This is a genomic window from Pantoea sp. SJZ147 (assembly GCF_007828605.1).
GTDB lineage: Bacteria > Pseudomonadota > Gammaproteobacteria > Enterobacterales > Enterobacteriaceae > Pantoea > Pantoea allii.
Window position 1 is genome coordinate 108,133 of sequence record NZ_VIVB01000001.1, and the last position, 19,662, is coordinate 127,794.

The following is a 19,662-nucleotide window of genomic DNA, read 5'->3' on the forward strand; positions in this document are numbered from 1 at the left end:
TTAGCATGTCAGTTTTGCGTATGCCCGTTGAATTCTGAGGCAATGATGACCGCGACGTTGCGCTGTTTTAGCGCAGGCCGCACTGAAATCGTGCAGTGCCCGACGCTGCTGGGGAAGCATTCAGGCGGCAGATGGCTTAGCAACCGATTGCCTTGGATGAGCAATCGGTTGCGTGGTGAATTTGTCAGCGTAAATGTTGCGCAACAAATAAATCCATCTATCTTTATGAAAATAAAGGATTTTAATTAAACTGCTGCTGGCACGACTCTTGCAACGTGATTACCTATAGAGAGTGTTAAAGGAACAGGACGACGAGATGACGCGTCCGGTAAGAGGAAACCCTATGTTTACAAGCTCGGACACAGCGATTCGCGCCAGCTTTTTCGATTTCGTCGACGTGGCAAAAGATCCTGAGGCTATTTTAGCCCAGGCGCGTTATATCGACGATGGCCTGCTCATTTTACGTGAGGGCCGCGTCGTGGCGCTGCATGACTGGCATGAGGTGAGCGACAGCCTTCGTCCAGACGCCGTCATCGATTTGCGCGGTAAGTTGATCATGCCGGGTTTTGTCGACTGCCATATCCACTATCCCCAAACGGAAATGATCGGTGCCTTTGGTGAACAGCTTCTCGAATGGCTGAATCAGTATACGTTCCCGGTAGAAGGCCAGTACCGCTGCCCGGAACATGCCGCGCAAATGTCGGCGTTTTTTCTTCACCAGTTGCTGGCCAACGGCACCACCAGCGCGTTGATCTTTGGCACGGTTCATCCTCAGTCGGTAGAGGCTTTATTCAGCGCGGCTGAAGCGCTGAATATGCGCATCATTGCCGGAAAAGTGATGATGGATCGCAACGCCCCCGATTACCTCGTCGAAACGCCGGAAGAAAGCTATCAGCAAACCCGTGCGCTGATTGAACGCTGGCACCAGCGGGGCCGCCTGGGCTATGCCCTGACGCCGCGTTTTGCGCCCACGTCTTCGCCCGCCTTGCTGGAAAAAGTGCAGACGCTTCGTACGGCCTATCCTGATGTCTGGCTCCATACGCACCTCAGCGAAAACCCGCAGGAGGTGGCCTGGGTGAGAGCGCTGTTCCCCGATCACAATGGCTATCTCGACGTTTACCACCAATACCAGCTGACCGGTCGTCGCAGCGTGTTTGCACACTGCCTGCATCTGGAAAATCATGAATGGCAGTGCCTGCATGATACCGATTCCGCCATTGCCTTTTGCCCGACCTCAAACCTGTTTCTGGGAAGCGGCCTGTTTAATATCAAACGCAGCTGGCAGCAGGGCATCAACGTCGGCATGGGCACCGATGTGGGGGCGGGAACCACCTTTAATATGTTGCAAACGCTGGGGGAAGCCTACAAGGTCGGCCAGTTGCAACAATACAGGCTGAGTGCGGCAGAAGCCTTTTATCATGCCACGCTGGGCGGTGCTCATGCGCTGGATCTTGACCAGCACATTGGTAATTTTTTACCAGGTAAAGAAGCCGATTTTGTCGTGTTGGATATGGCCGTTTCCCCGTTGCAAAAGCTGCGCATGAATAACTGCAAGGATATCTGGGAGAAACTCTTTGTGCTGATGACCCTGGGCGATGACAGAAACATCGTTCAGACCTGGGTTAACGGTCAGCCAGTCTGGCAATCCGCCACAAGGGAGAATGCCGCATGATTCAGTTCCTGCTTAACGATTTACCGATCACCGAAGAACAGATCGATCCTAATCTGACGGTGCTGTCTTATCTGCGCACCCACAAGCGCCGCTGTGGAACCAAAGAAGGCTGTGCTTCTGGTGATTGTGGTGCCTGCAGCGTGACGCTGGGCAGTGTGGTAGACGGAAAATTACAGTATCAGACCGTTAACAGCTGCCTGATGCTGGTGAGTGGATTACAGGGCAAACAGCTTATTACGGTTGAAGATTTACGTCAGGGCAAAACTCTGCATCCCGCTCAGCAGGCCATGGTGGACTGCCACGGTTCACAGTGTGGCTTCTGCACACCGGGTTTTGTGATGTCGTTGTTCAGTTTGCAGAAAAACAATCATGGCTGGGATCGTCAGCAGGCAGAGCACGCGCTGGCCGGCAACCTGTGCCGCTGCACCGGCTATCGTTCCATCATGGCCGCCGCCGAGCAGGTGGTGACGCAGCCGCAGCCTGACCGCTTTGATCGGCAGGAAGAGAAGGTGGTTGAGCGCCTGACCGCGCTGGACAGCCAGGAAGTCCAGGTGGTACAGGACAAAGGCCGCTACTGCTATATCCCCAAAACCGTTGAACAGCTCGCCACGCTTTACGCGGCGCAGCCCGACGCCGCGTTGCTGGCAGGGGGCACCGATCTCAGCCTGCTGATCACCCAGCGTTATCAGAGCATTCCGTTGATGATTGCGCTAGGACAGGTTGATGCGCTGAAAGTGTGCCATGAGGATGACGCGTATTATCGGCTGGGAGCCGCGGCCTCGCTGGAAAAAATCGCCGATTTTATGGCGACGCGCATACCGGGTTTGACCGAGATGCTGACGCGTTTTGCCTCACTGCAAATTCGTCAGCTCGGCACCCTGGGCGGTAATCTTGCGAATGCGTCCCCGATTGGCGATGCTTCACCTACGCTACTGGCGTTAAATGCTTCCTTGCTTCTGCACAAAGGCAACACGCAACGTACCTTGTCACTCGACGACTTTTTTACCGATTACCGCCAAACCGTGCTGGAGGCAGGGGAATTTATTCATAGCATCTTCATTCCAAAAGTGACGGTGTCACCTGATTTTGTGGCCTGGAAGGTGTCAAAACGTCTGGATGATGATATTTCGGCCGTGTTTGCCGCCTTTAACATCCAGACCGAGAACGGCATTGTCACCGCGGCGCGCATCGCCTTTGGCGGTATGGCAGCAACGCCAGTGCGCGCGGCGGGCTGTGAGCAGGCCATCGTCGGATTACCCTTAACCGCAGAAACGATGGCAAAGGCCTGCCAGGCGCTGGCAGAAACCTTCCAGCCGCTCAGCGACTTCCGCGCCAGTGCCGATTACCGCCTGCAGGTGGCGGGCAACCTGCTGCGCCGTTATTTCTACCGTCTGAATGGATTATCCATTACCGAGGTAAGCCGCTATGTCTCATAACCGTCCGGCGTTGCCCGATTCCGCCTTACCCATTGCCCATGCGCGTGACATCAGCAGCGGCGTGGGGCGCAGCAATAAACATGAAAGCGCCGATAAACATGTGTCTGGCGAAGCGATGTATATCAATGATAAAGCGGAGCAGCCCGGCCTGCTGCATCTCTGTCCTCGCCTGAGTGAACATGCACATGCCCGCATCACGCAGGTTGACGTGCAGCCGTGCTATGCCATTCCCGGCGTGGTGCGCGTCCTGACCTGGCAAGAGGTGCCCGGGGTAAACGACGTCGGGCCGCTGCAGCCCGGCGATCCGCTGCTGGCGCAGGAAAAAGTTGAATACGTTGGGCAGATCATTCTTGCCGTCCTGGCCGAAACGCCAGACGCGGCCAGGCAGGGCGCGATGGCGGCCATCATCGAGTATGAGGTTCTGCCCGCATTACTGGACGTGGAACAGGCGCTGCGACAGGGCAGCTTTGTCCAGGAACCCCACATCCACCAGCGCGGTGACGTCGAGGCGGCGCTGGCGCGTGCTCCGCACCGCGTTCAGGGCGCATTTCATATCGGCGGACAAGAGCACTTTTATCTGGAAACCCAGACGGCAATGGTCATCCCCGGTGAAGACGATGCGCTGCAGGTCTTTTGCTCCACGCAAAATCCAACGGAAATTCAAAAGCTGGTGGCAGAGGTCATGGGCATCAGCATGAACAAAGTGACGATTGATATGCGGCGCATGGGCGGGGGATTTGGCGGCAAAGAAACCCAGGCGGCGAGCGTTGCCTGCCTGTGTGCGGTTGCGGCGAACCTGACCGGGCGCGCGGTTAAAATGCGCCTGGCCCGACGCGATGACATGCGTATTACCGGCAAACGGCATCCTTTTTATGTGCGTTACGATGTGGGCGTGGACGACGACGGACGGCTGTGCGGTGTAAAAATCGATCTTGCCGGGAACTGCGGCTACTCGCTCGATCTGAGCGGATCGATAGTGGATCGGGCCATGTTTCATGCGGATAACGCCTATTACCTTGGGGATGCGTTGATCACGGGCTACCGTTGTCGCACTAATACCGCATCCAATACGGCTTTTCGCGGCTTCGGCGGTCCGCAGGGCATGGTCGCCATCGAGCAAATCATGGACCACATCGCCCGTGAGCGGGGGCTGGACCCGCTCACGCTGCGCAAACGCAACTATTACGGCAAGCATGAGCGCAATATCACCCATTACCACCAGCAGGTGAAAGGCAATCTGCTGGATGAGATCACGGCGCAGCTGGAAACCAGCAGTGACTATTATGCCCGGCGCGAAGCCATCGCAGCGTTTAACGCGACGCATCCCGTGCTGAAACGCGGACTGGCGCTGACGCCGGTTAAATTCGGTATTTCCTTTACCTCCAGTTTCCTCAATCAGGCCGGAGCGCTGATTCTGATCTATACCGACGGTACGGTGCAGCTCAACCATGGCGGGACAGAAATGGGCCAGGGACTCAACACCAAAGTGGCGCAGATTGTCGCCCAGGTGCTGCAAATTGAGGTCGATCGCATTCAAATCACCGCCACCGATACGGGGAAAGTACCCAACACCTCGCCGACGGCGGCGTCCAGTGGCACAGATCTTAACGGCAAAGCGGCACAGAACGCCGCCGAAATCCTGCGTGAGCGCATGACGAACATGTTGTGCACGCTGCACGCGTGTGCGCCAGATGCGGTGAATTTCAGCAACGGCATCGTTCGGGCGGCGGATCACTATTACACCTTTGCTCAGGTCGCCCAGCTTGCCTGGCTGAACCAGGTGCCGCTTTCGGCTACCGGCTATTATCGCGTGCCCGGCATTCATTACGATCGCCAGGCCGGTCGCGGCGAACCTTTTTACTACTTCGCCTACGGTGCGGCCTGCTGTGAGGTGATTATTGATACGCTGACGGGTGAATACCGGCTGCTACGGGCGGATATTCTGCACGATGTGGGCGCGTCGCTGAATCCGGCTATCGACATCGGACAGGTTGAAGGCGGATTTGTACAGGGGCTGGGCTGGCTGACCTGTGAAGAACTGGTCTGGAATGACCAGGGCCAGTTGATGACTGACGGCCCCGCGAGCTACAAAATTCCTGCCATCAGTGATGTACCGGCCGACATGCGCGTCACCCTGGTGGAAAACCGCAAGAATCCGCAGGACACGGTTTTTCATTCGAAAGCCGTGGGCGAACCGCCTTTCATGCTGGGGATTGCCGCCTGGTGTGCATTGCAGGATGCAGTGGCCAGCGTGGCCGGTTATCGCCTGCATCCCGGGCTGGATGCGCCCGCCACGCCGGAGCGGGTATTCTGGGGTGTACAGCGCATGACCGGAGGCGCGGATGATTTATCATGACTGGATTGCCATTCTGCACGACCTGCGCCAGAAGCGGCAACACTGCGTACTGATCACCGTGCTGAAAGACCGAGGCTCAGTACCGCGTGACGGCGGTGCCAAGATGGTGGTGACGGACAGTGAAACCTTTCTCACCATCGGTGGCGGTCACCTGGAGTTTCAGTGCATCGCTCAGGCACGGGCGCTGTTAGAAGGTGGAGAGCGGCGCCCCCATACCGAAGAGTTCAGCCTGGGCGCGCGACTGGGGCAGTGCTGCGGCGGAATGACCACGATTCTGTTTGAACCGCTCATGCAGGCGCAGCCAGAAATCCTGGTGTTTGGTGCCGGTCACGTCGGTCAGGCACTGGTTAGCCTGCTGGCTACGTTACCCTGTCACGTTAACTGGATTGACAGTCGGGATAACCAGTTTGTGTCGGTGCCGCCTGGCGTCAACGTCCAGCAGCCCGACGATCCCCTGGACTGCGTGGCCGGGGCGGCCCCCGGAAGCTATTATATCGTTATGACCCACCATCATCCGCTGGATCTTGCCCTGTGCGAGGCTATCCTGCGGCGGGGTGATTTTCGCTATGCCGGCGTCATCGGTTCGCAAAGCAAAAGTCAGCGCTTTCGCTACCGGCTGGAAGGCAAAGGGATTGGCGAAGACCGGCTGGCGCGCCTGCGCTGTCCCATGGGCTTACCCGATGTCAAAGGGAAGCTGCCCGCCGAAATCGCCGTCGCGATTGCGGGGGAAATTATCGCGGTGTATCAACAACCACGCGGGTAGGTTGTTCTGTCAAAGGCAACCTGCCACTATGAGACTCTGTGTTGTTCTCCAGGAGCGCCTATGAACGCCCGTCAAAATCCTTTTTTTAGCGTCAGCAGTTTGCCTTATCACACGCCACCCTTTGATCAGATTCAGGAAACCGACTTTCTCCCTGCGCTGCAGGCCGGTATTGAAGAAAAGCGCCAGGAAGTGCAGGCCATCGCCACCGATCCTGATGCGCCGACCTTTATTAACACCTGCGAGGCGCTGGAGAAAAGCGGCCAACTGCTGACCCGCGTAAGCCTGGTGTTCAACGCGATGACCTCCGCCCATACCAGCCCCTATCTTCAGCAGATTGACGAGGACATCGCGCCACAGCTCACCGCACTAAACGATGAGATCATGCTGAACCGGCCGCTGTTCTCACGCATCGATCAGGTCTATTTGCAGCGCAACCAACTTGATGCCGAATCGAAACGCCTGGTCGACGTGCTATGGCAGCGCTTTCAGCTGGCGGGGGCGAACCTGCCGGAAGCGCAAAAGCAGCAGTTAAAGGCGCTGAACCAGGAAGCGGCCCGGCTCAGCACGCAGTTTACCAACAAGCTGCTGGCTGCCACCAAGGCGGGCGGGTTGATGGTGAATGATGTCCAGCAACTCGCGGGGCTGAGCCCGTCCGATCTGGCCGTCGCCCAGGCGGCTGCCCGCGCGCGTGGCCTGGAGAATGCCTGGTGGCTGGTGCTGCAAAATACCACGCAACAGCCTGCGCTTCAGTCTCTGGAAGATCGCGCGACGCGGCAGGCCTTGTTCCATGCCGCCATGACGCGCAGTGAGAAAGGCGATGACAACGACACGCGAGCGCTGGTGTTGCGTCTGGCACAGGTGCGCGCTGAGCAGGCGAAGCTACTGGGATTTGCCAGCTTTGCCGCCTGGCAGTTACAGGATCAGATGGCAAAAACCCCGGATGCAGCCTTCGCCTTTATGCGTAATATCGTTCCCGCCGCCCGAGCCCGTGCGGAGCGGGAAGCCTCGGCCATTCAGCAAACCATCGACAGCCAGCAGGGCAACTTCACGCTCAGCGCGTGGGACTGGAATTTTTATGCAGAACAGGTGCGGCGGGCACAGTACGATCTGGATGAAAGCCAGATCAAACCCTATTTTGAACTCAACACGGTGCTCGAAAATGGCGTGTTTTGGGCTGCGACCCAGCTCTATGGTATTCAGTTTGCCCCGCGTCTCGATCTGCCGGTTTACCATCCAGACGTACAGGTATATGAAATCTTTGATGTTGACGGCAGTGGGATGGCGCTGTTTTATACCGATTTCTTCAAGCGTGACAGTAAAGGCGGCGGCGCATGGATGAGCAACTTTGTTAACCAGTCCACGCTGCTCGACGCCAAACCGGTGATCTACAACGTCTGTAACTACACCAAACCCGCCGACGGTGAGCCCGCACTCCTGAGCTGGGATGAGGTTATTACCCTGTTCCATGAGTTCGGTCATACGTTGCATGGCCTGTTTGCCAGTCAGCGTTATCCCAGCCTGTCAGGAACGGAAACGCCGCGTGATTTCGTCGAGTTCCCCTCGCAGATTAACGAGCACTGGGCAAGTGAGCCGCAGGTGTTTCGCCATTTCGCCCGGCATTACCAGACCGGCGAACCCATGCCGGTGGCGCTGCATGAAAAAATCATCAGGGCAGGTAAATTCAACAAAGGTTATGAGATGACCGAGCTGCTGGCTGCCGCGCTACTGGACCTTCACTGGCACAGCCTTGACGGTCGAACGCCGGTGCAGTCCGTTGACGGATTCGAGCAGCAGGCGTTACGCAGCGACGATATTGATTTGGCTGCCGTTCCCCCACGCTATCGCTCCAGCTATTTTCAGCATATCTGGGGCGGCGGCTATTCTGCGGGTTATTATGCTTATATCTGGACTCAGATGCTGGCCGACGACGGCTACCAGTGGTTTGTCGAACAGGGCGGCTTGACGCGGGAAAATGGCGATATCTTTCGACAAAAGATTTTGTCACGCGGTAACAGCAGCGATCTTAAAGCGTTGTATGAAGCCTGGCGCGGCGGTGAGCCGCAGCTCGAACCTATGTTGAAAAACCGCGGCTTAGCGGAATAAGCAAGAAGCGAAAGGGCGGCGATGCCGCCCTGTTTTATTAACCCAACGGACCGCCTTCAATGGTTTCGCACAACCCAGCCAGTACCCGTTCGCCGGTTTCCGTCTTCAGCGACTGATACCACGCCGAGGTCATCTGGGGATCTTTAGCATGGGTGATGTCACAGCGTTTACGCGCTTTCAACACCAAATCCTTAACGCGCTCGACACGGCGCATCTGGTAACGCAGTAGCGCATCCTCGATGCCAAGCGAATGCGCAGACAGCGCGGACGCCAGCACAATGGCATCTTCCATGGCAGCACAACCGCCCTGGCCGATATCGGGCGTGGTGCTGTGTGCCGCGTCGCCAAGCAATACCACCCGGCCTTTAACAAAACGCTGAAAAGGTTCAATGTCGTGAATTTCGACCCGGTTGGTGGTGTCCACGTCAATTGCCGAAATAAGCTTTTGCACGGGTTCAGACCAGTCGCTGAAGTAGTGGCGCAAATCGTCCCGCATCGTTGAACGATCCTGCTCCAGACCGGCGGGCAGCGGGACATCGAAGAAGAAGTAAAAACGATTACCGCTTACCGGCATCAGTGAAACGCGCTTGCCATCGCCCACAAAGGTTGTCCATTGGTCGGCGGGCGCGATGGACTCATCAATCCTGACCAGACCGTTCCAGTTCACATAGCCCGCGTAGCGGCGTGGCAATTTTTCATCCAGTACATAATCGCGGATCACCGAATGCGTCCCGTCAGCCGCGACCAGAAAGTCGCCTTGCGCCTGGCTGTTATCGTCAAAGGTGGCGATAACGCCGCTGGCGTACTGCTCCACCTGGACGATACGTTTGCCAAAATTCACCCGACTGCGGCCATAAGCATCCAGCAGCATCGCCTGAAGCTCCGCGCGGGCGATGGGGTAGGGAAATTCGCCCACCTGTTGCACCAGCGGTGCCAGGCTAAAGCGGGTCAGCGTGTCACCCGAAAACGCGTCTTGATAGGCCATAAACGCCATGTTACCGCCCAGAGCGCGGACTTTTTCTTTCAGTCCCAGTGCATTAAGGCACTTCACGCCGTTTGGCCAGACAGAAATCGCCGCGCCAACAGGCCGTATCGTTTTGACCGCCTCATAAACTTCAGTTTCGAAACCGGCCTGTTCCAGAGCCAGTGCGGCGGTCATCCCACCCATTCCGCCACCAATGACGATCGCTTTCATATGTTATCTCCTGTGTACATATCAGTAATTTGCAACTTTTGTACCAGAAGCGAAAAGGGCCGGATGCCTGAATCTGTCGGGATAACACAACAGACAACCTCAGTCGATGCACGGTAGCTGTGCAACGATCTGCACCTGGCCGGTGCAGAGAAATCTGTAAACCACAGTAACCCTGCGTTTTTAAGATGTTACCTATAATCCGTTTCATATTTAGCGTGATATAGATCACGTTCGCCCTCACAATGACTTCGGAATCCTCCATGAAAATCGGAATAAGTAACAATCACTATCCGGAGCAGCGCAATATTTTGGTCAATCCGGAAAACGACTATATCAACCTGAAAAAACGTAACGTTTTCTATTTCCTCAATCCGCTGCGTACCCGTTTATTGAAAAAAAATAAAAGCTTTGTCTTTTTACCTGTGCCATTTGCAATGGGGCAGAAGCCCGATATTTTGCATCTGTTTAATGAAGTGGCGATCACCCAGATGAACTGGGTGGCGACATTTGAAACAGAACTGCCGCGCGTGCTGCCGGTGGCGGGGGTTGCCAAACAGGACAACCCAGAATTAAAGCGCCTGATTCCGTATTTACTGAAAGACAACTGTTTCGGCCTGATTGCCATTTCAGAGGCCACGCTTCATATTCAGATGAAGCTGTTTAAACCCGATGTCGCCGCAAAAATTCGTGCCAAAACCCTGGTGATGCATCCGCCGCAAACGTTGTTTACCCCAGAAAAAACTGCACGCCAGAGTGACAACATCCGTCTGGTGTTTGTCGGCAACGAGTTTTATCGCAAAGGCGGCGCAGAAATTGTGCTGGCGCTGAGCGAACTGGTTGAAGCCGGCCAGATTGATGCGTCGCAGCTAGACGTTCAGCTTATTGGTGACCTGAATAAGCGGCATAATGTGGCACACCGTCAGTTCCAGGACGATGACGCCTTTTATCGCACTATCCAGGATCGCATTTCCCGCCTCAGCTTTATTACCCATCACTCTCAGATGGCGAATCCGGAACTGTTGAAACTGTTTCAGCGCAGCGATGTTGGCTTATTACCCACCTGGCAGGAAACCTACGGCTTTTCGGTACTGGAAATGCAGGCGAGCGGTTGCCCGGTATTAACCAGTAATGTGCGCGCGCTGCCGGAAATTAATCCTGCCAGTGCAGGCTGGACGATCGGCGGTACGCTGAATGACGATCGCGAATATCAGGTCAACAGCGAAGCCGATAAACACCGTCTGCGCCGGGCGTTAATTGACGGCCTGAAATCAACACTGCTGGATATCCTGGCGCATCCACAGGTATTAACGGAAAAGGCTGAAGGATCGATTTTACGCATTAAACAGCAGCACGATCCGCGCCAGTATTGCGCGCGCCTTAACGAAATTTATCGTCGTGGCGTCGTCGATGTTGTTGAACATCCACCCGCGATCTCAATTTAGTAAGATTTATCAGACGTTACGCGCCAGAGTCACCATACTTAACTGACGCGTTTCTCTGGAGATCGGTTATGAAATATCTGCTTGCTTTGCTGCTGTCCGGCCTGATGGTCAGCAGCGCATTGTCACAACCCGCACCCACGTTTCCCCCACGCGCGCCGTTACCTCAGTTGACGCTCGCCGCTGCAAAATGTGATCTCTCCAGCTGTCAGACGCGTTGTTATGTTGAGCAATCGCATTGTAATACGCGTAATTCCGGTGCCTGCAGTACCCAGGCACAGCTTTGCGTGCAATCATGCGCGGCTCAATGTAAATAACCTGCCACCTGAATGAGTGCTGATGAAACGATACCTTACTGCATTACTTGTCGCCCTTAGCGCCAGCAGCAGCGCTGCAGATTTATCCTCGCAGGACATTGCCTCGCGGGTGAAGAACATCATTACGCCGCTGATGGAGCAGGAGGGCATACCAGGCATGTCGGTCGCAGTGCTGTATAAAGGCCGCCCGCAATACCTGAACTTTGGTGTAGCCGATACCGCATCCGATCGACGCGTAACCGAAAACACGTTGTTTGAACTGGGTTCTGTGAGCAAAACGTTTACCGGCGTACTGGCGGGCGTGATGATGCGTAACAGCCAACTTCATCTCAACGACCCGGTACAAAAGTACTGGCCCGCCCTGAAAGGCCCCCAGTGGCAGGCGATTAAAATGGTGCACCTTGCCACCTACAGTGCTGGCGGCATGCCATTACAGCTTCCCGCCAGCGTGACCGACCAGGATACGTTGCTGACTTACCTGCAACAGTGGCAGCCTGACGCCGCACCCGGCACGCAGCGCCGCTATTCCAATGTCAGCCTGGGGTTGCTGGGATATTTGATGATAAAAGGCGAGTTTGAAGAGGCGATGCAGAAGAACGTCTTTACGCCATTGCGGCTGACGCGCACCTTTTACAGGGTTCCGGCTTCCATGATGTTTGACTATGCGTGGGGATATAAAGACGGACAGCCGGTGCGCGTCTCGCCCGGTATGCTGTCAGCAGAAACCTATGGCGTGAAGTCTACCGCACGCGACATGATGACCTTTATGCAGGCCAATGCGAATCCGAACGGATTATCGTCCGGTAATACCGTTTTGCGAAATGGTATGATCACGGCACAGTCGCGCTACTTAACGGCAGGCAAGCTGTCTCAGGGGCTGGGTTGGGAAAGCTATCCCTGGCCGATGGCTACCCAAACGATCGTTGACGCCAGCGACAACAACATGGCGCGACAGGCACAACCGGCAACGCTGTTGAACCCGCCCAAACCGGCGGATCGTGCCAGCTGGATTCATAAGACCGGCTCCACAAACGGATTTGGTGCCTACATTGCCTTTATCCCACAGTTGAACAGCGGCGTTGTGATGCTGGCGAATAAAAACTACCCCAACCCGGCGCGGATAAAAGCGGCTGCCGCCATCCTGGAGGCCATTCAGTAACGCCGAGACTAAAAAAATGGCCGCTGTGCGCGGCCATTAGGGGATCAATGCGGATTAGAGCGTACCGGTACCGCCGTCAGAGCACCATACCTGTCCAGATGCAAAGCTGCATTCATCTGAAGCCAGGGTAACGTAGAGCGGGGCGATCTCAACCGGCTGGCCTGGACGGCCTAGCGGTGCATCGGCACCAAACTGCTCCACTTTCTCCTGTGGCTGACCGCCGCTCGGCTGCAGAGGCGTCCAGTAAGGGCCTGGGGCGACCGCGTTAACGCGAATCCCTTCCGGGCCGAGCTGTTTGGCCAGTGCCTTAGTGAAGGCCACGTTACAGGCTTTAGTCTGGGCATAATCCAGCAGGATATCGCTGGGCTTAAAGGCCTGAACAGAAGAGGTGTTAATAATCGATGCACCGCGCGGCAGATAAGCCAGTGCCGCTTTCGTTACCCAGAATGGCGCATAGACATTGGTTTTGAAGGTGGCATCAAAGTCTTCTGTGCTCAGCGTCCGAATGGATTCATTAAACTGCTGACGTCCGGCGTTGTTAACCAGAATATCCAGCCCGCCCAGTTTCTCAGCCGCTTCTTTAACCAGCTTCTGACAAAAAGCTTCGGAACGCAGATCGCCGGGAATCGCCACCGCTTTACGGCCTTCGGCCTCGATCAGTTTAACCACTTCCACCGCATCTGACTCTTCTTCCGGCAGATAGTTAATGGCTACGTCCGCCCCTTCACGTGCATAGGCAATGGCGACGGCGCGACCAATACCTGAATCGCCGCCGGTAATCAGCGCTTTACGTCCGGCAAGACGACCGTGGCCACGATAGCTTTTTTCACCATGATCGGGAGCAGGGTCCATTTCACTGGCCAGTCCGGGTGCCTGTTGCGGCTGCTGCCTGAATGGCGGCTTCGGAAAGCGATCTGGGTCGAGAATTGATTTATTTGACGTCGTCATAGTGAGCTCCTTGAACTGTTGTCAGGAACTTAAGCCTGGCACAGATGTGATGTTTGTCACATTCAACTGCTTATTTAATACACGAAGCCAGTTAAAAAAGGACTTTATCAGACAAATTCCCCGACGTAATGTCCGCTAAGCGCAGCGGTAATAGCAGAATATATCGATCATGTATTTTGGCGACAGGCGCAGGCACGAAACGGAGGAGAAAAGCAGCGACGAATAATCGCGGGTTGCTTACGCTAAGCTATTGAGAACAGGGCAGTTATGACGAGTATGAATAAGCGATTGTATTAAAGGAGATTAAGGAGGAGAATAAAGCAATGCGCAGTGATGTTAAATGTTTGTACAAATGTTTCTAAGATGTTACTATGAGTGTCCCGGCCAGCACCACTTTATAGTTTGTGACGTCTGGCCGGAAAGTTTTTCCCTGGTGTTGGCTGTTTTAGCGACCTGGCCTTGCAGGTCAGGTTTTTTTTTACCGCTAAACAACTTGAAGCCATTGTAACCTCTGGATGAATCATTGTAAGTTATTCTTAAGTATCATCTTACCTGTACTAAAGTGCAGGTTATGTCATCATTAAGTAAAAGAAGCAGCATGGAGCCTGAATGTTTTCTTTTTTTCTTGAAAATCAAACAATAATGGATACGCTTCAGACTTACATACAGAGAAAGTTATCTCCGCTTGGCAGTCCTGAGTACGCTTACACGGTTGTGAGCAAAAAAAATCCTTCAAATGTTCTGATTATTTCCAGTTATCCTGACGAATGGGTCAGGTTATACCGTGCCAACAATTTTCAGTTAACCGATCCGGTCATCCTCACCGCCTTCAAACGGACCTCGCCGTTTGCCTGGGATGAAAACATTACCCTGATGTCCGATCTGCGGTTTACCAAAATTTTCTCATTATCAAAGCAGTACAACATCGTTAATGGCTTTACCTACGTGCTCCATGACCATATGAACAACCTCGCGTTGCTCTCCGTCATTATTAAGGGCAACGATCAGGCAGCCCTCGAGCAGCGCCTTGCGTCTGAGCAGGGCACCATGCAGATGCTGTTGATTGATTTTAATGAGCAGATGTATCGACTGGCCGGGACAGAAGCCGAAAGAGCACCGACGGTGAATCAGAACGCCGACAAAACGATTTTTTCGTCGCGTGAAAATGAAGTGTTGTACTGGGCGAGCATGGGTAAAACCTATTCTGAAATTGCCGCCATTACCGGTATTTCCGTCAGCACCGTGAAGTTCCACATCAAAAACGTCGTGGTTAAATTGGGCGTCAGTAACGCCCGACAGGCTATAAGACTGGGTGTGGAGTTAGACCTTATCAGACCGGCAGCGTCAGCGGCCAGGTAGTTACCGCGACGGGCGCACAGCCCGTACGTGAGACAATATCGCCACCCAGTTGTTGTTTATCCTCTTCTCCGGCTGGCAGAGTCAGCAGATAAATCCGTTCCTTTTCAGTCAGAAAAGCCTCTTTGACGACGCTGATTTGCCATCCGGACCGTTTCAAAATTTTCAGCATTGCCCGGCTGACTATCGTATAGATATGGTTGTACGCGTTATCCTGCGCCCAGTTCACCATCGCTAAAAACAATACCTGACTAATAGGATAGTGTTCACCCAGCAGTTCGCGTGCGCGTGCTTTATCGACGAAAAAGCGGCTTGACTCCGTGCCACAGGCGGGCAGGGGGACGTCGTTAAAACAGTGCTGGAAGGTGTGAGTGATCATATTGGGCCGATCCAGACGGGTAAAGCGCACGCTGCACACTAATTGCCCTTCACAGATCCCCAGAATATAGCGCGTCCCTGGCCCATCAAACTCATCCGACTCCATGCCCTGGCTGCATACCACTTCCCATCCCAGGCGGTCGCTAAAAGTTTTTTTTCTGAGCTTATAAAGTTCTTCTGAACGTGTGGTTTGCAGCTCTTCGTAACTGACGTCAAACAGTTCAAGCATTCCATTTCCTCTAAAAAGTTACTGCGGCCCTCACGGCTATCCTGTACTGATTTTACTAACTTTTCGCGCTGACGTTCAGCTAAATAACACTTTATTCGACTGAAATAGGGATTCTCTGTCTGTCAGTGGGCAGGATAACGCATCTCAAGCGGTAAAATTCTCCCTGAGGGGATATTATTTGCCATAACGCAACAGAAAACAATACAAATAGTCACCGCCCTGTACTATTTCAATAGTGCATATTCCCGTGTCATACCAATTTTATATGGGACGCCTGCCGGTTTTTAACAAAGTAACCCCGCCGAATGTCATAAATATGTCGCTCAACATTAATTGATTTATTGGTTATCTATATGGCCTGCATCACAAAGCGGTAAAAAAACCAAATATCATAAATTGGCTGTTAATTTCTGGAATTGTTGGCACAGGGCCGTATTACTAATACTTGAGCCGGACCTGCCTGTCCATACAGGCCGTGGATAGCTGACTGATCAAGGTGTTTACCTAATTATAAGGCTCATAACAATGACTATATCCTCTGTGCTTAAAACAAAAGATAAAATTGGTTACGGCATCGGTGATGCCGCCAGTTCCATGGTATGGCAAACCGCTACCTTGTTTCTGGCCTACTTCTATACAGATGTATTTGGTTTACCCGCCGCGATTATGGGGACGATGTTTTTGATGGTTCGCCTGGCGGATGCCTTTGTCGATCCCTGTATCGGGGCGTTAGTTGACCGCACCCGAACCCGACATGGACGTTTTCGGCCCTGGCTAATGTGGTTTGCGATTCCGTTTGGCGTGAGTTGCCTGATAACCTTCTATGTACCTGATGTGGGTCCGACCGCGAAAATTGTCTATGCCTGTGTCACCTATACCATCCTCAGCTTCATATACTCTGCAGTAAATGTCCCTTATTGCGCCATGCCCGGTGCGCTGACGCTCGATCCACGGGAACGCCATTCTCTGCAATCCTGGCGTTTTGCCTGTGCCTTTATCGGCGGACTGGTGGTCACGGTCATCGGGCTACCGCTGGTGGATCTGTTAGGTCAGGGCGACAAGGCGAAAGGGTACCTGTTTGCCATGGGGTTCATGGGTTTTTTAGGGGTGATTTTAATCTACTGTTGCTTCTTTATGACCCGGGAACGTTATTTACCGCGCGGCGATAGTGCAAGCTCGATGTGGTCCGACCTGAAGCTGTTAAGTAAAAACAGCCAGTGGCTCATCATTGTTATTTTCAACATCCTGTTGCTGACTGCGGTAGTAACGCGTGGCTCGTCCACAATATATTACATGAACTATGTTTTATTGCGGCCTGACCTGGTATTCACCTTTATTATTACCGGCATGATAGCGGCATTGTGCGGTGCATTTTTTTCAGAGCGGTTATTGGGGAAATTTGATCGCGTGCGTGCTTATCAGATTTGCCTGGTCAGTTTTGTTTTTTTCGTCACGACCATTTATTTTATTCCGCCTTCACAGGTTTGGCTGATCATCGGCATAAATATCGTTTTTGGCTTTGTTCAAAATCTGACCACACCCATTCAGTGGAATATGTTCTCCGATGTCGTGGATTTCGAAGAACACCGCAGCGGGAGAAGGCTGGACGGCCTGGTCTTCTCCACCGCCTTGTTTGCCATCAAATTTGGCCTCGCTATGGGCGGTGCCGTCGTGGGCTGGATTCTGGGGCTGGTGCACTACCAGCCTGGCGTGGCGGCACAAACGCCTCACGTAATTACCACTATCAATCTGATGCACAACATTATTCCCGGCGTTTTATTTATTGCCATGCTGCTGCTGCTTTGCCTCTACAAGCTTAACAGCACCCGCGTCAATGCGATTGCCCTTGAGCTGGCCGCAAAGCGTGCCGCTGAAGAGAAAATGGACGCCCAAAACGCTATCTGAAATCAGTACGAAGGAGTGAAACATGACCGTAATCTACAAGGACCCTCAGCGTTCTGTTAGTGAACGTGTTGCCGACCTGCTGCCACGCATGACGGCAGAGGAAAAGTTCGCGCAGATGCATGCTTACTGGCTTATCCTGGATGAAAAGGGCAACCATCTGGAACGGACAGATTTAAGCGACACCTTTACCGGTGTGAGTGCCCAGAATGCCCTTAAAGAGAGATTAACCCGCGGCATCGGCCAGATTACCCGCCCGTTGGGAACACATATTGTTGACGCCGCAACCGGCGTACGGGCGGCGAATCGCCTGCAACGTGATGTGATGGAAGGATCGCGCCTGGGGATTCCAGCGCTGTTTCACGAAGAGTGCCTGGTTGGCCTGCTGTGCAAAGGGGCAACGCTTTTTCCCTCATCGCTGAATTACGGATCAACCTGGGCGCCTGAACTGATCAGGCGGGCGGCTCAGCACATTGGCGACGAAGCCCGCTCAATTGGCTGCAAACAGGGACTGGCCCCCGTGCTGGATGTTTCCCGCGATGTCCGCTGGGGCCGGACAGAAGAAACCTTTGGCGAAGATCCCTGGCTGGTGGGGGTGATGGCAACCGCCTATGTCGAAGGCCTGCAAGGCGATAAGCGCGATCTGCTGGCCACGCTTAAGCATTACGTCGGTCACTCATTCAGCGAGGGCGCACGAAATCACGCGCCCGTTCACCTCGGCTTCAGCGAATTAAACGATATCTTTCTGCTGCCGTTTGAAATGGCGGTAAAGCTGGCGAACGCGGGATCGGTGATGCCGGCCTACCATGACATTGATAATCAACCCGGCCACAGCGATCGCTTTTTGCTGACCGAGGTGTTGCGCAAACAGTGGGGATTTGACGGCATCATCGTGGCTGATTATGGCGGTGTCAGTCTGCTTCACCAGCATCATGGCGTGGCGCAGGATGCGGCAACGTCGGCTGCGCTGGCGTTTAATGCCGGGCTGGACGTGGAGTTGCCGAAGGATGACTGCGCTCGCCATCTGGCCGACGCCGTGTCGCGTAATCTGCTGTCGATGGATAAGGTTGACGAGATCGTGGCACGCATCCTGACCGAGAAGTTCCGCCTGGGCTTATTTGAGCATCCTTATATCAATGAAGCGGCAATTTCTCTGCAGGACGATGCCACCCGTCAGGTTGCACGTGATGTAGCAACCCAGTCGATCACCTTACTGGAAAACAACGGTATTCTGCCGCTGAAAACCGGCGGACGCGTTGCGGTAGTGGGGCCCTGTGCGGACGATCCGCTTGCGCTACTGAGCGGTTACAGCTTTCCCGTTCACCTAATTATCAGCGATATGCTGGAGGAAACGTCGCAGGTCACCACGCCGCTCGCCGCGCTGCAGCATTACCTGGGGCAGGAAAATGTCGGCTATGCCAAAGGCTGTCATATTATTGAGAAACGCACTGCAGGTGCCCCTGTGTTCCCCGGCGACAGTGCGGCGAAACCCATGCAGCAATCGCCTGTGTCACAGGATACCCACCTGATCGCCGATGCCGTTCGCGTGGCGCAAGACAGCGATGTGGTGATTGCCTGCGTGGGCGATCTGGCAGGCCTGTTCCAGAGCGGCACCGTGGGTGAAGGTTCTGACACCGACAGCCTGAATTTGCCCGGCGTACAACAAGCATTGCTGGAGGCCCTTGCCGCAACCGGAAAACCCTTGATCGTCGTGATGACCGGGGGACGGCCTTATAGCCTGCAAGGTCTGGAAGACAAGGTTGCCGCCTTTATGCTGGCCTGGGCACCGGGGCAGGAGGGCGGCTGGGCGATAGCGGATATTCTGACCGGCCGCGCGGAACCCCAGGGCCGCCTGGTGGTGAGCGTACCGAAAAACGTCGGTGCGATGCCGTTTTATTACAATCACAAACTGAAAAGCGGCGGTACGCCGATCGCCTTCCATTTTGGCGCGCGCTATCCGTTTGGGTTTGGCCGCGGCTGGACGACCTTTGACTGGGGCCAGCCGCAGCCAGAACAGGACAACGTGGCGATTGACGGGGAGATTCGACTCCGGGTCACGCTCACCAACACCGGCGAACGGCAGGGCAGTGAAGTGGTGCAGCTTTATGTCCGGGACAAGGTGGCCAGCATGGTGCGACCGCTTCAGGAGCTTAAAGCTTTCCAGCGTGTCACGCTCCAGCCGGGTAAAACCGCCGAACTGTGCTTTAGGCTTCCGGTGGATATGCTCAACTTTACGCGCCGCGATGGTCAGCGCATCGTAGAACCCGGCGAGTTTGAGCTGCAGGTCGGTTCTTCCTGTCGCGATATCCACGGCGTCAGTACAGTAACGGTGACGGGTGAAACACGTGTTCTGCCTTGTCACTGGCGCATGTTAAGCGACTGCACGATAAACATTTCCTGACCTTTAAC

The 19,662-nt window shown here is 54.5% G+C and carries 13 protein-coding genes; 10 read left to right on the top strand and 3 right to left on the bottom strand.

The window, feature by feature from the left end; translation table 11 throughout:
* Nucleotides 1-343 precede the first annotated feature (343 nt).
* The 5 genes from guaD to dcp are packed head-to-tail and all read left to right on the top strand — an operon-like array spanning nucleotide 344 to nucleotide 8,330.
* Nucleotides 344-1,672 carry a guanine deaminase gene (gene guaD / locus FBY13_RS00510; RefSeq protein ID WP_145393190.1) on the top strand — a complete coding sequence of 443 codons (1,329 nt, stop codon included), beginning with the start codon at nucleotides 344-346 and terminating at the stop codon, nucleotides 1,670-1,672.
* Complete coding sequence (xdhA, locus tag FBY13_RS00515; RefSeq protein WP_145393191.1) at nucleotides 1,669-3,108, top strand: xanthine dehydrogenase small subunit; 1,440 nt, start codon at nucleotides 1,669-1,671, stop codon at nucleotides 3,106-3,108. Before guaD ends, xdhA begins: the two co-directional genes overlap by 4 nt.
* Nucleotides 3,098-5,464, top strand: coding sequence for a xanthine dehydrogenase molybdopterin binding subunit (gene xdhB, locus FBY13_RS00520; protein ID WP_145393192.1), 2,367 nt, complete (start codon nucleotides 3,098-3,100; stop codon nucleotides 5,462-5,464). Before xdhA ends, xdhB begins: the two co-directional genes overlap by 11 nt.
* Entirely contained in the window at nucleotides 5,451-6,227 is a 777-nt protein-coding gene (gene xdhC / locus FBY13_RS00525) for a xanthine dehydrogenase accessory protein XdhC (RefSeq protein WP_145393193.1), read from the top strand. The genes xdhB and xdhC overlap by 14 nt, the downstream gene beginning before the upstream one ends.
* A 60-nt stretch (nucleotides 6,228-6,287) precedes the next feature.
* Nucleotides 6,288-8,330: a peptidyl-dipeptidase Dcp gene (gene dcp, locus FBY13_RS00530; RefSeq protein WP_145393194.1), complete on the top strand. Its 2,043-nt coding sequence runs from the start codon at nucleotides 6,288-6,290 to the stop codon at nucleotides 8,328-8,330.
* A 37-nt stretch (nucleotides 8,331-8,367) separates the two neighbouring features.
* Here dcp and hpxO read toward each other — a convergent pair whose 3' ends face one another.
* Nucleotides 8,368-9,525, bottom strand: coding sequence for an FAD-dependent urate hydroxylase HpxO (hpxO, locus tag FBY13_RS00535; protein WP_096010573.1), 1,158 nt, complete (start codon nucleotides 9,523-9,525; stop codon nucleotides 8,368-8,370).
* A 260-nt stretch (nucleotides 9,526-9,785) separates the two neighbouring features.
* Between hpxO and FBY13_RS00540 the strand changes: the two genes are divergently transcribed.
* Nucleotides 9,786-10,967, top strand: coding sequence for a glycosyltransferase (locus tag FBY13_RS00540; RefSeq protein ID WP_145393195.1), 1,182 nt, complete (start codon nucleotides 9,786-9,788; stop codon nucleotides 10,965-10,967).
* Between the two features lie 333 nt (nucleotides 10,968-11,300).
* Nucleotides 11,301-12,440 carry a class C beta-lactamase gene (gene ampC, locus FBY13_RS00550; protein WP_304621912.1) on the top strand — a complete coding sequence of 380 codons (1,140 nt, stop codon included), beginning with the start codon at nucleotides 11,301-11,303 and terminating at the stop codon, nucleotides 12,438-12,440.
* A 54-nt stretch (nucleotides 12,441-12,494) separates the two neighbouring features.
* Here the strand turns inward: ampC and FBY13_RS00555 are convergent, their stop codons facing one another.
* Nucleotides 12,495-13,388 (bottom strand): SDR family oxidoreductase, encoded by an 894-nt coding sequence (locus FBY13_RS00555; RefSeq protein ID WP_145393197.1) that lies wholly within the window; start codon nucleotides 13,386-13,388, stop codon nucleotides 12,495-12,497.
* Between the two features lie 609 nt (nucleotides 13,389-13,997).
* Between FBY13_RS00555 and FBY13_RS00560 the strand changes: the two genes are divergently transcribed.
* Nucleotides 13,998-14,747 (top strand): LuxR family transcriptional regulator, encoded by a 750-nt coding sequence (locus tag FBY13_RS00560; protein WP_109716372.1) that lies wholly within the window; start codon nucleotides 13,998-14,000, stop codon nucleotides 14,745-14,747.
* On the opposite strand, the gene FBY13_RS00565 is transcribed toward FBY13_RS00560, so the two are convergent.
* Complete coding sequence (locus FBY13_RS00565; protein WP_063879676.1) at nucleotides 14,719-15,351, bottom strand: acyl-homoserine-lactone synthase; 633 nt, start codon at nucleotides 15,349-15,351, stop codon at nucleotides 14,719-14,721. The genes FBY13_RS00560 and FBY13_RS00565 overlap by 29 nt on opposite strands.
* A 525-nt stretch (nucleotides 15,352-15,876) precedes the next feature.
* Here FBY13_RS00565 and FBY13_RS00570 point away from each other — a divergent pair.
* Both FBY13_RS00570 and FBY13_RS00575 read left to right on the top strand, forming a co-directional pair.
* The gene (locus FBY13_RS00570) at nucleotides 15,877-17,256 is read left to right on the top strand and encodes an MFS transporter (RefSeq protein WP_145393198.1); all 1,380 of its coding nucleotides are present in this window, start codon (nucleotides 15,877-15,879) and stop codon (nucleotides 17,254-17,256) included.
* A gap of 22 nt (nucleotides 17,257-17,278) precedes the next feature.
* Nucleotides 17,279-19,654: a glycoside hydrolase family 3 N-terminal domain-containing protein gene (locus FBY13_RS00575; RefSeq protein WP_145393199.1), complete on the top strand. Its 2,376-nt coding sequence runs from the start codon at nucleotides 17,279-17,281 to the stop codon at nucleotides 19,652-19,654.
* The last annotated feature ends 8 nt before the right edge of the window (nucleotides 19,655-19,662 follow it).